The sequence below is a fragment of the Streptomyces sp. NPDC002324 genome, from assembly GCF_053593335.1.
The window spans coordinates 159,872-171,946 of sequence record NZ_JBSFCF010000019.1 but is presented as its reverse complement, the minus strand read 5'-3'; the positions used below and the strand labels follow the sequence as shown (position 1 = coordinate 171,946).

General features: G+C 71.5%; 15 protein-coding genes. 13 read left to right on the top strand and 2 right to left on the bottom strand.

The window, feature by feature from the left end:
- Nucleotides 1-125: 125 nt before the first annotated feature.
- Nucleotides 126-1,082, bottom strand: a complete 957-nt coding sequence (locus ACWCRJ_RS24620) for an LLM class F420-dependent oxidoreductase (protein ID WP_450941305.1) — start codon at nucleotides 1,080-1,082, stop codon at nucleotides 126-128.
- Nucleotides 1,083-1,295: 213 nt separating this feature from the next.
- Between ACWCRJ_RS24620 and ACWCRJ_RS24615 the strand changes: the two genes are divergently transcribed.
- The 13 genes from ACWCRJ_RS24615 to ACWCRJ_RS24555 all read left to right on the top strand — a co-directional run bounded on the left by ACWCRJ_RS24615 (nucleotide 1,296) and on the right by ACWCRJ_RS24555 (nucleotide 11,013).
- On the top strand, nucleotides 1,296-2,675 hold the full coding sequence (locus ACWCRJ_RS24615) for an NAD(P)/FAD-dependent oxidoreductase (protein WP_450941304.1): 1,380 nt from the start codon (nucleotides 1,296-1,298) through the stop codon (nucleotides 2,673-2,675).
- Entirely contained in the window at nucleotides 2,672-4,519 is a 1,848-nt protein-coding gene (locus tag ACWCRJ_RS24610) for a transketolase (RefSeq protein ID WP_450941303.1), read from the top strand. The genes ACWCRJ_RS24615 and ACWCRJ_RS24610 overlap by 4 nt, the downstream gene beginning before the upstream one ends.
- Before the next feature lie 28 nt (nucleotides 4,520-4,547).
- Nucleotides 4,548-5,474, top strand: coding sequence for a non-homologous end-joining DNA ligase (gene ligD / locus ACWCRJ_RS24605; protein ID WP_450941302.1), 927 nt, complete (start codon nucleotides 4,548-4,550; stop codon nucleotides 5,472-5,474).
- 77 nt (nucleotides 5,475-5,551) lie between these two features.
- Nucleotides 5,552-5,935 (top strand): gas vesicle protein GvpO, encoded by a 384-nt coding sequence (locus tag ACWCRJ_RS24600; protein WP_450941301.1) that lies wholly within the window; start codon nucleotides 5,552-5,554, stop codon nucleotides 5,933-5,935.
- 105 nt (nucleotides 5,936-6,040) lie between these two features.
- The gene (locus ACWCRJ_RS24595; protein WP_045556590.1) at nucleotides 6,041-6,466 is read left to right on the top strand and encodes a gas vesicle structural protein GvpA; all 426 of its coding nucleotides are present in this window, start codon (nucleotides 6,041-6,043) and stop codon (nucleotides 6,464-6,466) included.
- Nucleotides 6,463-7,212 carry a GvpL/GvpF family gas vesicle protein gene (locus ACWCRJ_RS24590; protein ID WP_450941300.1) on the top strand — a complete coding sequence of 250 codons (750 nt, stop codon included), beginning with the start codon at nucleotides 6,463-6,465 and terminating at the stop codon, nucleotides 7,210-7,212. Before ACWCRJ_RS24595 ends, ACWCRJ_RS24590 begins: the two co-directional genes overlap by 4 nt.
- A 67-nt stretch (nucleotides 7,213-7,279) precedes the next feature.
- Entirely contained in the window at nucleotides 7,280-7,543 is a 264-nt protein-coding gene (locus ACWCRJ_RS24585; RefSeq protein WP_005482365.1) for a gas vesicle protein GvpG, read from the top strand.
- Nucleotides 7,540-8,202, top strand: a complete 663-nt coding sequence (locus tag ACWCRJ_RS24580; RefSeq protein ID WP_450941299.1) for a DNA primase — start codon at nucleotides 7,540-7,542, stop codon at nucleotides 8,200-8,202. The genes ACWCRJ_RS24585 and ACWCRJ_RS24580 overlap by 4 nt, the downstream gene beginning before the upstream one ends.
- A complete protein-coding gene (locus ACWCRJ_RS24575) occupies nucleotides 8,195-9,412 on the top strand; it encodes an SRPBCC family protein (protein ID WP_450941298.1) in 1,218 nt (405 codons plus the stop codon). Before ACWCRJ_RS24580 ends, ACWCRJ_RS24575 begins: the two co-directional genes overlap by 8 nt.
- Nucleotides 9,409-9,777, top strand: coding sequence for a gas vesicle protein (locus ACWCRJ_RS24570; RefSeq protein ID WP_005482368.1), 369 nt, complete (start codon nucleotides 9,409-9,411; stop codon nucleotides 9,775-9,777). Before ACWCRJ_RS24575 ends, ACWCRJ_RS24570 begins: the two co-directional genes overlap by 4 nt.
- Nucleotides 9,774-10,550 carry a GvpL/GvpF family gas vesicle protein gene (locus ACWCRJ_RS24565; RefSeq protein WP_450941297.1) on the top strand — a complete coding sequence of 259 codons (777 nt, stop codon included), beginning with the start codon at nucleotides 9,774-9,776 and terminating at the stop codon, nucleotides 10,548-10,550. The genes ACWCRJ_RS24570 and ACWCRJ_RS24565 overlap by 4 nt, the downstream gene beginning before the upstream one ends.
- A complete protein-coding gene (locus ACWCRJ_RS24560; RefSeq protein ID WP_005482370.1) occupies nucleotides 10,547-10,735 on the top strand; it encodes a gas vesicle protein in 189 nt (62 codons plus the stop codon). The genes ACWCRJ_RS24565 and ACWCRJ_RS24560 overlap by 4 nt, the downstream gene beginning before the upstream one ends.
- Entirely contained in the window at nucleotides 10,732-11,013 is a 282-nt protein-coding gene (locus ACWCRJ_RS24555) for a gas vesicle protein K (RefSeq protein WP_005482371.1), read from the top strand. The genes ACWCRJ_RS24560 and ACWCRJ_RS24555 overlap by 4 nt, the downstream gene beginning before the upstream one ends.
- A gap of 143 nt (nucleotides 11,014-11,156) precedes the next feature.
- Here the strand turns inward: ACWCRJ_RS24555 and ACWCRJ_RS24550 are convergent, their stop codons facing one another.
- Nucleotides 11,157-11,978, bottom strand: a complete 822-nt coding sequence (locus ACWCRJ_RS24550; RefSeq protein ID WP_450941296.1) for a class I SAM-dependent methyltransferase — start codon at nucleotides 11,976-11,978, stop codon at nucleotides 11,157-11,159.
- Nucleotides 11,979-12,075 lie beyond the last annotated feature (97 nt).

Below are 12,075 nucleotides of genomic sequence, written 5' to 3'. Positions count from 1 at the left end.
CCCCTAGTACCCCCCTCTTCCCCCCCCCCCCTCTCCCCCCAACACCCGCCCGGTCCGTGGGGGGGGGGGGGGGCGGGGACGGTCGTACCGTCCCGGCCCCGCCGCACGTGCTCGCCCGAACCCGCTCAGCGGGGGAGTCGCGGCAGCACCTTCGTGCGGTAGAAGTCGAAGAAGCCGCGCTGGTCCGGGCCGATCTGGCTGACGTAGACACGGTCGAAGCCGGCGTCGGCGAACGCCCGCAGTTCGGCGACGTGTTCGTCGACGTCGTCGCCGCAGACCGTGTTCTCGCCGACCATCTGCTCGGTGACCAGCGGCTCCAACTGCTCGAAGTGGCTCGGGGTGGGCAGGATCTGACCCATCTCGCCGGGCAGGAGCTGGCTCGACCAGAGGTGGCGGACGCGGCGGACGGCCGCGTCACGGTCGGTACCCCAGCACACCTTCGTCCCGCCGCTGACGGGGTTCGCGCCCCCGCCGCCCTTGCGGTACTGCGTGACCAGCTCCTCGTCGGGGCCCATGGTGATGAAGCCGTCGCCGACGCGGGCGGCGAGCGCGGTGGCCTTGGGGCCGAAGCCGGAGATGTCGATCGGGACGGGCTGGTCCGGGAGCGTGTAGAGGCGGGCGTTCTCCACGGTGAAGTGGGGACCGCGATGGGTGACCTCCTCGCCGGTGAACAGCCGCCGCATCACCTGGACCGACTCCTCCAGCATCTCCAGGCGGATGTCCGCCGAGGGCCAACGGGTGCCGAGGATGTGCTCGTTGAGCGCCTCGCCCGAGCCGATGCCGAGACGGAACCGGCCACCTGTCAGCACCGCGCTGGTCGCCGCGGCCTGCGCGACGATCGCCGGGTGGATCCGCACGGTCGGGCAGGTCACCGCCGTCTCGATGGGCAGCGACACGGCCTCGGAGAGCGCCCCGATCACCGACCACACGAACGGGCTCTGGCCCTGGGCGTCGTTCCACGGGTGGAAGTGGTCCGAGATCCACAGGCATTCGAACCCGGCCTGTTCGGCCATCCTCGCCTGCTCGATCAGCTCCGCGGGACCGAACTCCTCGGTCGCCAAGAAGTATCCGTACTCGGGCATGGGGGGTACCTCCGCGATATCTGCGATCGACTGGGACCGGGTCGCGTCCCGGGTACCCGGGGGCCGGGGCGGAAACCCGGGGACGGGCGGGGCCCAGGCGGTTTGGGCACCCTGACCAGGGGGACGCGGAAGGTTCGTACGCCACAGGAACCGACCCGTACGTCTTGAGGACGCTGAGGACTCCGTATGCGCGACCCCGCCGAAGGCGAACCCGTGAGTCGACCCCGCATCGTGATCGTCGGCGCCGGCTTCGCCGGCTACCGGACGGCCCGCACCCTCGCGCGGCTGACCCGGAACAAGGCCGACATCACTCTGCTCAACCCGACCGACTACTTCCTGTATCTGCCCCTGCTGCCCCAGGTCGCCGCCGGTGTCCTGGAGCCACGCCGGGTGACCGTCTCCCTCACCGGCACCCTGCGTCATGTGCGCCTGGTGCTCGGGGAGGCCGAGGACATCGATCTCGACGCGCGCACCGTGCGGTACACCGGTCCCGAGGGCGAGACCGGCACGCTGACCTACGACCGGCTGGTGCTCGCGGCCGGCAGCGTGAACAAGCTGCTGCCGATCCCGGGTGTCGCCGAGCACGCCCACGGTTTCCGGGGACTGCCCGAGGCGCTGTATCTCCGGGACCACGTCACCCGGCAGGTGGAGCTGGCGGCCGGCGGCGAGGACCCCGAGAGCTGCCGCGCGCGCTGCACCTTCGTGGTGGTCGGCGCCGGCTACACCGGGACCGAGGTCGCCGCCCAGGGCCAGATGTTCACCGACGCACTGGTCCGGCAACAGCCGCTGCGCGACGGCGTACGACCGCGCTGGATGCTGCTCGACATCGCGAAACGGGTGCTGCCCGAGATGGACGAGAAGCTGTCGCGGACCGCCGACAAGGTGCTGCGGCAGCGAGGCGTCGACGTGCGGATGGAGACCTCCGTGAAGGAGGCCACGCAGGACGGAGTGCTGCTGAGCGACGGGGAGTTCGTCGACACGCGCACCCTGGTGTGGTGCGTGGGCGTACGGCCCGATCCGCTCGCCGAGTCGCTGGGGCTGCCGATGGAGCGCGGCCGGCTGCTGGTGGAACCCACGCTGCAGGTGCCCGGCCGGCCCGAGGTGTTCGCCTGCGGGGACGCGGCCGCCGTGCCCGATCTGACCAAGCCCGGCCAGTACACCCCGATGACCGCGCAACACGCGTGGCGGCAGGGCAAGGTGGCTGCGCTCAACGTTGCCGCCTCCCTCGGCCGCGGCGAACCCGAGCCCTACCGCCACAGCGACCTGGGCTTCGTCGTGGACCTCGGCGGCGTCAAGGCCGCCGCCAACCCCCTCGGCGTACCGCTGTCCGGCCTCGCCGCCGGCGCCGTCACCCGCGGCTACCACCTCGCCGCCATGCCCGGCAACCGCGTCCGTGTCGCCGCCGACTGGCTTCTGGACGCCGTACTGCCGCGCCAGGGCGTCCAGTTGGGGCTCGTCCGGTCCTGGTCGGTCCCCCTGGACACGGCGTCACCGGAGCTGGCGAGGATGCCGGGAGGACGGTCGAGCACGGACACCGACCGGGCCTCGGCACAACCGCCAGAGCCCGCAGAACGTTCGGAAGGAGCGTCATGAACAGCCGTCGACTCAGCGAGCTGGCACAGCAGTTGAGGGTGGACAGTGTGCGTGCGTCCGGTGCCGCGGGCTCCGGGCACCCGACGTCGTCCATGTCGGCCGCCGAACTGATGGCGGTGCTGCTCGCCAAGCATCTGCGCTACGACTTCGAACGCCCCCAGCACCCGGGCAACGACCGTTTCGTGCTGTCCAAGGGGCACGCCTCGCCCCTGCTGTACTCCGCGTACAAGGCGGCCGGCGCGATCAGCGAGACCGAGCTGATGACCTTCCGCAGGCTGGGCAGCCGGCTCGAAGGGCATCCCACGCCCCGGCGGCTGCCGTGGGTGGAGACGGCCACCGGCTCGCTCGGCCAGGGCCTGCCCGTCGGCGTCGGCATCGCGCTGGCCGGGAAGCGGCTGGACCGTACCGGCTACCGGGTGTGGGTGCTGTGCGGTGACAGCGAACTCGCCGAGGGCTCGGTGTGGGAGGCCGCCGAGCACGCCTCGTACGAGCATCTGGACAATCTGACGGCGATCGTGGACGTCAACCGGCTCGGACAGCGCGGACCCACCCGGCACGGACACGACCTGGACGCCTACGCCCGTCGCTTCGCCGCCTTCGGCTGGCACACCATCGAGATCGACGGACACGACGTCGACGCCGTCGACCGCGCCTACGGCGAGGCCGAGTCCACCAAGGGACAGCCCACGGTGATCCTCGCCCGCACCCTCAAGGGCAAGGGCGTCGAGGCCGTGCAGGACCGGGAGGGCCTGCACGGCAAGCCGCTCAAGGACGCCGACGACGCGATCGCGGAACTCGGCGGCGTCACCGACCTGCGCGTCGAGGTCCGGCAGCCGCCCGCCGCCCGGATGCTGCACGCCGTACGGACCGGGCATCTGGAGCTGCCGCGCTTCGAGGTCGGCGACGAGGTCGCAACCCGGGACGCCTTCGGACAGGCGCTCGCCGCGCTCGGCGACGCGCGCGGCGACATCGTCGCCCTGGACGGCGAGGTCGGCGACTCCACGCGCACCGAGTTCTTCGCCAAGGAACACCCCGAGCGGTTCTTCGAGTGCTACATCGCCGAACAGCAGCTGGTGGCCGCGGCGGTCGGGCTCGCGGCGCGCGGCTGGGTGCCGTACGTCTCCACGTTCGCGGCATTCCTCAGCCGGGCCCACGACTTCGTCCGCATGGCGTCGATCAGCGGGTCGGGGCTCAATCTCGTCGGCTCCCACGCCGGGTCCGCCATCGGCCAGGACGGGCCCTCGCAGATGGGTCTGGAGGACCTGGCGATGATGCGGGCCGTGCACGACTCGACGGTGCTGTACCCGTGCGACGCCAACCAGACCGCCAAGCTCGTCTCCACGATGGCCGGTCTCGAAGGCATCCGTTATCTGCGCACGTCCCGGGGCGCCCTGCCCGTCCTCTACAGCCCCACCGAGGAGTTCCCGGTCGGCGGCAGCAAGGTGCTGCGCGCCTCGGACACCGACCGGCTGACGGTCGTCGCCGCCGGGGTCACCGTCCACGAGGCCCTCAAGGCCGCCGAGGCGCTGGACGCCGAGGGCATCCAGGTCCGGGTGATCGACCTCTACTCGGTCAAGCCCGTGGACCGCCGCACCCTGCGCGAGGCCGCCGAACGCACCGGCTGCATCCTCACCGTCGAGGACCACCACGAGGAGGGCGGCCTCGGGGACGCGGTCCTCGACGCCTTCCTCGACGGCCGCCCGGTGCCCCGCCTGGTGCGCCTCGCCGTCCGTACGATGCCGGGCTCGGCCTCCCCCGAGGAGCAGCTGCGCGAGGCGGGCGTCGACGCGGAGGCGATCGCGGTGGCCGGCCGGCTGCTGGTGGAGCACGCGATCGCGCCCTGAACCCCGTGTCCACAGAAGGGAGTCGGCGATGGGGGACACGCACCCGATGCGGGTCGGCCGCCGGACCGTCGAGATCCACCGGCCGGACAAGGTGCTGTTCCCCGCCGCCGCGGACGGCGGCGGCAAGGAGTACACCAAGGGTGATCTGGTCGCCTACCACCGGGCCGTCGCCCCCTTCATGCTGCCCCATCTGCGCGGGCGCCCGCTGATGCTGGAACGGCACCCCGACGGCGTCGGCGGGCCCATGTTCATGCAGAAGAACACCCCCGAGCACTACCCGGACTGGATCGAACGCGTCGAGGTGCCCAAGGAGGGCGGCACGGTCGTCCACCCCGTGTGCGAGGACGCGGCCACCCTCGTCTACCTCGCCGACCAGGCCTGTCTCACCCTGCACCGCTGGCTCTCCCGGACCGGCGCCATCGACCGGCCCGACCGGCTGGTCCTCGACCTCGACCCGGCGGTGGACGACTTCGCCGAGGTCCGGGAAGCGGCCGGACGGGTACGGGAGTTGCTGGACGAGCTGGGACTGCCGTCCGTGCCGATGACCACCGGCTCCAAGGGCCTCCACGTCGTCGTACCGGTGAACGGGCACGACGACTTCGACGAGGTCCGCGCCTTCGCCGGGGAGGTCGCCGGGGAACTGGTCCGCGCCCATCCCGAGCGGCTCACCACCGAGGCCCGCAAGAAGGACCGCGGCGACCGGCTCTACCTCGACATCCAGCGCAACGCCTACGCCCAGACCGCCGTCGTCCCCTACTCCGTGCGCGCCCGGCCCGGCGCGCCCGTGGCCACCCCCCTGACCTGGGAACAGCTGGACGACCCCGCTGTCGACGCCCGCCGCTGGACCCTCGCGGACGCCGTCGAGCAGGCCCGCACCAACCCCTGGGCGGGGGCGATGAGCAGGGGCCGGGCGCTGGGGCCGGCCCGGCGGCGGCTCGCGGCGCGGCGCCGCTGAGGCCGGCGGCGACCGCGCGCGCCACCCGGGAAATGTTTGGCCAACGGACGTGTGGCCACTCGGTGTTCGAGGTGGCCATGTCGAACACATCCAACACATCCAACACATCGAAGACACAGAGTTCACGGAAGTCCCGAGAACCGGACGAACCGGACGAGGTGCAGGAGTCGGAAGAGGCGCACGAGCCGGCGGACGACCGGCCCAGCCCCATGCAGGTGCTGCGCCATGCGCGGACCCAGCTCGCGGAGCTGACCGGCATGGCGCCCGAGTCCGTGTCGTCGTTCGAACAGACCGAGGGCGGCTGGACGCTGGAGGTCGAGGTCCTGGAGATCGCCAGGGTCCCCGACACGATGAGCCTGCTCGCGAGCTATCGCGTGGAGCTGGACCCCCGGGGCGAGCTCACCGGCTACCGGCGCGTCCGTCGCTACGAGCGCGGCAGGGCCGACCCGCATCGCCGGTAGGCCCTCGTCACGCCCGGGCGGTGCGCGCCCGGGACCCACCGTCCGTGGACGAGATCCACGGAGACATTCACAGACACGTTCCCCATGCGAGGAGGATCGGCCGGCATGACCGTAGTACCGGCACAGCAGTCCGGCGGCGGAGGCGGCAGCAGCGGCCTGTACGACGTCCTGGAACTCATTCTCGACAGGGGGCTCGTCATCGACGCCTTCATACGAGTCTCCCTGGTCGGCATCGAGATCCTGAAGATCGACGTCCGGGTCGTCGTCGCCAGCGTCGACACCTATCTGCGCTTCGCCGAGGCGTGCAACCGGCTCGACCTGGAGGCCGGGCCGCGCAAGAACCCCGGCCTGCCGGACCTCGTCGGTGAGATGACCGAGTCCGGCGCGCGCGGCAAGTCCAAGGGGGCGCTGTCCGGCGCCGCCGAGACGATCTCCGACGCGTTCAAGCAGTCCCGCGAGGAGAGCCAGTCCGAGTCGCGCCCGCGGGCCCGCAGGACCACGAGCTCGCGCAAGAAGGAGGAACAGGAGTGAGCACGTACGTCTACGGCATCACCGCCGGCTCACATCCCGCCCTCCCCGAGGGCATGGGCGGTGTGGGCGACCCCGCGCGCCCGGTGCGCGTCCTCAAGGAGGGCGAGCTGGCGGCGATCGTCAGCGAGGCCCCCGAGGGGCTGCGCCCCAAGCGCAAGGACCTGCTCGCCCACCAGAACGTCCTGAGCGAGGCGGGCGCGGGCGGCTCCCTGCTGCCCATGCGCTTCGGGAGCGTCGCACCTGACGACGCGTCCGTCACCGCGGTGCTCGCCGAACGCGCGAAGCACTACCTCGAACGGCTCGGGGCCCTCGACGGCAAGATCGAGTACAACGTGAAGGCCAGCCACGACGAAGAGGCCGTGCTGCACCGCGTGATGGGGGAGAACCCCGAGCTGCGCGCCATGACCGAGGCCAACCGGCAGGCGGGCGGCGGAACCTACGAGGACCGGCTGCGGCTCGGCGAGATGGTCGTCGCCGCGGTGCAGGCCCGTGAGGCCGAGGACGCGGCGGAACTGCGGCGGGCGCTGGAGCCGGCCGCGGAGGACGTCAGCGCGGGCCCCGACTCCACCGGCTGGCTGGCCAATCTGTCGTTCCTCGTGGACCGGGGGTCGGCCGCGGGCTTCGTCGACGCCGTGGAGGAGGTCCGCAAGAGCCACCCGCACCTGGAGGTGCGGGTGAACGGGCCGCTGCCGCCGTACAGCTTCGTCGAACCGGGGCCCGCGCAACCCGCGGAGACCACGCACTGACAGACCGTTCCGCGAATGTCCACGGCGCGCCGCAGGCACGGCGTTCCCAGGCCGAGAAGGCGAGTACATGGGACTGATCACCGAGGTGCTGCTGCTGCCGTTCGCACCGGTACGCGGCAGCCTCTGGACGGTGCGGCAGGTGCTCACCGAGGCCGAGCGCCAGTACTACGACCCGGCGGCCGTCCGAGCCGATCTCGCCCGCCTCGAGCAGCGGCTGGAGGCGGGCGAGATCGACGAGGAGGAGTTCGACCGTCTGGAGGACGAACTGCTGGACCGGCTGGAGATCAGCACTCAGAGAAGCACAGGAACCGGCAACGGGACGACACAATGAATCGGATCGGGCTTGGCCTCGCCGTAGGGGCCGGATACGTCCTCGGACGTACGAAGAAGATGAAACTCGCGTTCGCGGTCGGCACCATGGTGGCCGGCAAGCGGATGCAGCTGAGCCCGCGGGCGCTCGCGGACCTGGTGTCGCAGCAACTGCAGAACAACCCGCAGTTCAAGGAGATCGGCGACCAGCTCCGCGGGGACCTGCGCGGTGTCGGCAGGGCGGCCACCGGCGCGCTGGTCGAGCGGCAGATCGAGGGGCTCGCCAGCCGGCTGCACGGACGCACCTCGCAGGTGCGCGACCAGCTCGCGGGCGTGGCGCCGGATCTGCCGGGACGCGGCGGGAAGGACGACGACGCCTACGAGGAGGACGCGGACGACTCCTTCGACGACGAGCGCGCCGACGCGCGTGACGAGGATGAGGAGGAACCGCGGGAGGAGCCCTCGCGCAAGCGCCCGGCGAAGAAGTCCTCGCCCCGGGCGGAGGGCAAGCCGGCCGCGAAGAAGGCGGCTTCCGCGAAGAAGACCGCCGCCCCCGCGCGCAAGACCGCGAGCAAGAGGGCGGCGGCGAAGAAGTCCGCCCCCGGCCAGGCCCCGGCCAAGAAGGCCGCGCGCAGGGCCACCGGGTCGCGGGCCACGAGGGGAGGTGGAGACGATGACTGAGACCCTCGGAGCATCCAACGGACGCGCGACGGACCGGGTGAAGGACGCCACGAAGAGCAACCCGCTCACCGAGGTGGTGCACGGCGAGGCCGTCGACCGCCTCAAGGAGGAGGCCCGGGAGTACCTGGCCGCCCAGGTCCAGCGGATCCTGGTCGGCGCCGGGCGCAAACTCGGCGAGACCACCGGCAAGCTCAACGACATCGCCGAGGGCAACAGCCCCGGCTTCGCCAAACTCGCCCTCGACGGCGGCCGCAAGCTCGCCGAGGGCAAGGGGCCGCTGCGCTCCGCCCTGGAGGTGGGCGCGGGCCGCGCCAAGGACAATGTGCTCGGCGCGCTGAAGAACCTCGGCGGCGGCAAGGGCAAGCGCAAGGGCGGCTCGGGCAACAAGCCCACGGTGATCATCGAGTCCATCGACGTCGGGGTGCCGGTGCGCACCGCGTACGACCAGTGGACCCAGTTCCAGAGCTTCAGCACCTTCGCCAAGGGTGTGAAGAGCGCCGGCCAGGCCGACGAGACGCACTCCGACTGGCAGATGAAGATCTTCTGGTCCAGCCGGAGCTGGAAGGCCCATACCACCGAACAGGTGCCCGACCAGCGGATCACCTGGACGTCGGAGGGCGCCAAGGGCACCACGAAGGGCGCCGTCACCTTCCACCCGCTGGGGGACAACCTCACCCGGGTGCTGCTGGTCCTGGAGTACTACCCGAAGGGTCTCTTCGAGAAGACCGGCAACATCTGGCGCGCCCAGGGCCGCCGGGCCCGGCTCGACCTCAAGAACTTCGCCCGCTTCATCACCCTCCGTGGTGAGGCCGAGGACGGCTGGCGCGGCGAGATCCGCGACGGTGAGGTCACCGTCAGCCACGAGGACGCCCTCGCGGAGGAGGAGCGGGACGAGCAGGACGACCAGCGGGACGACGAGGGGCCCGAGGACAGGTCGCCCGAGGACGACGAGGCCGAGGCCGAGTACGCGGACGACGAGCCGGAGCCGGACGAGGACGAGCCCCGCGACCTCGACGAGACGGACGAGACCGACGAGACCGCGGAGTACGACGAGGAGGACGAGGGCGAGCCGGAGGACGCGGACGAGGTCCCCGAGGACGAGTACGAGGACGTTCCCGAGGCGGAGGACGACGCCGAGGAGGACATCGAGGAGGAACCGTACGAGGATGAGGACGAGGAACCGGCCGCCGCGGGCAGGAGCCGTCGATGACGTTCCCGAGCCGGGTACCGGAGCCATACGGGCAGAGCGGCGCGAGCGCCAATCTGGCCGACATCCTGGAGCGTGTACTCGACAAAGGTGTGGTGATCGCGGGTGACATCCGCATCAACCTGCTGGACATCGAACTGCTCACCATCAAGCTGCGCCTGATCGTCGCCTCCGTCGACAAGGCCAAGGAGATGGGGATCGACTGGTGGGAGTCCGACCCGGCGCTGTCGTCCAACGCCCGCCGCGACGAACTCTCCCGAGAGAACGCCGAGTTGCGCGCCCGGCTCGCGGAGCTGGACGAGGGCGGGTACCGGCGGGAGCCGGAGCCGGCCGTCGAGCGCGGCCGCGCCAGAGAGGAGCCCACATGACCGGTCTGCGGTACGTGTACGCCGTCTGCCGCCCCTTCGACGCGCCGCTCCAGTCCCAGCTCACCGGGGTCGCGGGCGCGCCGCCCCGGCAACTGCGCCACCACGACCTGATCGCCGTCGTCAGCGAGGTGCCCGAGAGCGATTTCGCGGAGCAGCCGCTGCGCGCCCATCTGGAGGACCTGGACTGGCTGACCGAGACCGCCCGTGCGCACCAGAGCGTGATCGACGCGCTCACCGTCGTCACCACACCCCTGCCGCTCCGGCTCGGTACCGTCTTCCGCGACGACAGCGGCGTCCGGGTGATGCTGGAGGCCCGCGAGGAGAGCTTCCTGCGGACCCTGGACCGGCTGGCGGGCCGGGTGGAGTGGGGCGTCAAGGTGTACGCGGAGTCCGAGGAGCAGGAGCGGCCCCAGGAGCCCGCGAAGGTCTCCAGCGGGCGCGACTATCTGCGGCAGCGCCGGCGCAGTCACCGGGCCCACGAGGAGATGTGGGAGAACGCCGACCGGTTCGCGCGCACCCTGCACGGCACCCTCTCGGCCTTCGCCGAGGACACCCGGCTGCACGCCCCGCAGAATTCCGCGCTCTCCGGCGCTCCGGGACGCAATGTCCTGAACGCGGCCTATCTGGTGCCGCGCGCCCATTCCGAGGAGTTCGTGGAGCTCGTGGACCGCACGAAGGGCGAGGAGCCGGGACTGCGGGTGGAACTCACCGGGCCGTGGGCGGCCTATTCCTTCAGCGGAGAGAGCGCGGAGAACCCGGAGGACACCCCGTGACCGTGATCGAACGCCGGGAGGTCGCCCTGGTGGACCTCCTCGACCGGCTGCTCGCCGGCGGGGTCGTGATCACCGGCGACCTCACTCTGCGTATCGCGGACGTCGATCTCGTCCGCATCGACCTGAACGCACTGATCAGCTCCGTGAACGAGCAGGTGCCGTCACCCTGGGGAGGCATCGAGTGACCGGCCGCAACCGCGTCGAACTGGAGCCCGACACGGTGGAGAGGGACCTGGTCAAGCTGGTCCTGACCGTCGTCGAACTGCTCCGTCAGCTCATGGAGCGCCAGGCGCTGCGCCGTTTCGACACCGGGGAGCTGTCGGAGGACCAGGAGGAGCGCATCGGGCTCACGCTGATGCTGCTCGACGACCGGATGACCGAGCTGCGCGAGCGCTACGGTCTGCGGCCCGAGGACCTCAATCTGGACCTCGGGCCGCTCGGACCGTTGCTCCCGCGGGAGTGAACGGACCGTCGCCCCCGCGGGAGTGAACGGACTGTCACCCCCGCGGGAGTGAACGGACTGTCACCCCCCCGCGGGGGTGAGTTCACCACCCGTACCAGCGTCCCCTTCCTCCGGAGGCGGACGTCCTTCCCGAGTGGGCCTTTTCAGGCCGCTTCACGGCAGAGAAGCTCACCGTGGAGCACGGCGAACCAGCCGTCCTCCCGCCGCCCCCACTCCCGCCAGGCCGATTCGATCGCGCGGAGCCGCTCTGGCGTGGCGTGACCGCCCTCCGTAGCCCGTTCGGCGTACGTGGAGGCGACCGTCCGGTCCGCCCACAGCCCGCTCCACCAGGCCCGCTCGTCCGGCGTGGCGTAGGTCCAGGTGGCGGAGGTGGCCGTGATGTCGGTGAGCCCGGCGCGCAGGGCCCAGGACTTCAGCCGGCGCCCCGCGTCGGGCTCACCGCCGTTGGCCCGGGCCACCCTGCGGTACAGGTCCAGCCAGTCGTCCAGGCCCGGGGACGCCGGGAACCAGGTCATCGCCGCGTAGTCGGAGTCGCGGACCGCGATCAGGCCGCCCGGCCTGGTCACCCGCCGCATCTCGCGCAGCGCCTGCACCGGGTCGCCGACGTGCTGGAGCACCTGGTGGGCGTGGACCACGCAGAAGGTGTCGTCCGGGTAGTCCAGCGCGTGGACGTCCGCCACGGCGAAGTCCACGTTGTCCAGGCCGCGTTCGGCGGCCGTGGCGCGGGCCTGGTCCAGGATGCCGGGGGCGTGGTCGACGCCGGTGACCCGCCCTTCGGGGACCAGGGCGGCCAGGTCCGCGGTGATGGTGCCCGGACCGCAGCCGATGTCCAGGATCGTCATGTGGGGCTTCAGCGAACCGAGGAGATAGGCCGCCGAGTTGGCGGCGGTCCGCCAGGTGTGCGAGCGCAGCACCGACTCATGGTGTCCGTGCGTGTAGACGGCGGTCTCCCGTGCCTTCGACATGGCCGTTCCCCTTCCACGAGGTCCGTGAGGTCCACGAGTTCGTGCTCGAACGGTACGCGACCATGCCGAATAATGAGACCGCCGTCTTGAATTGTGG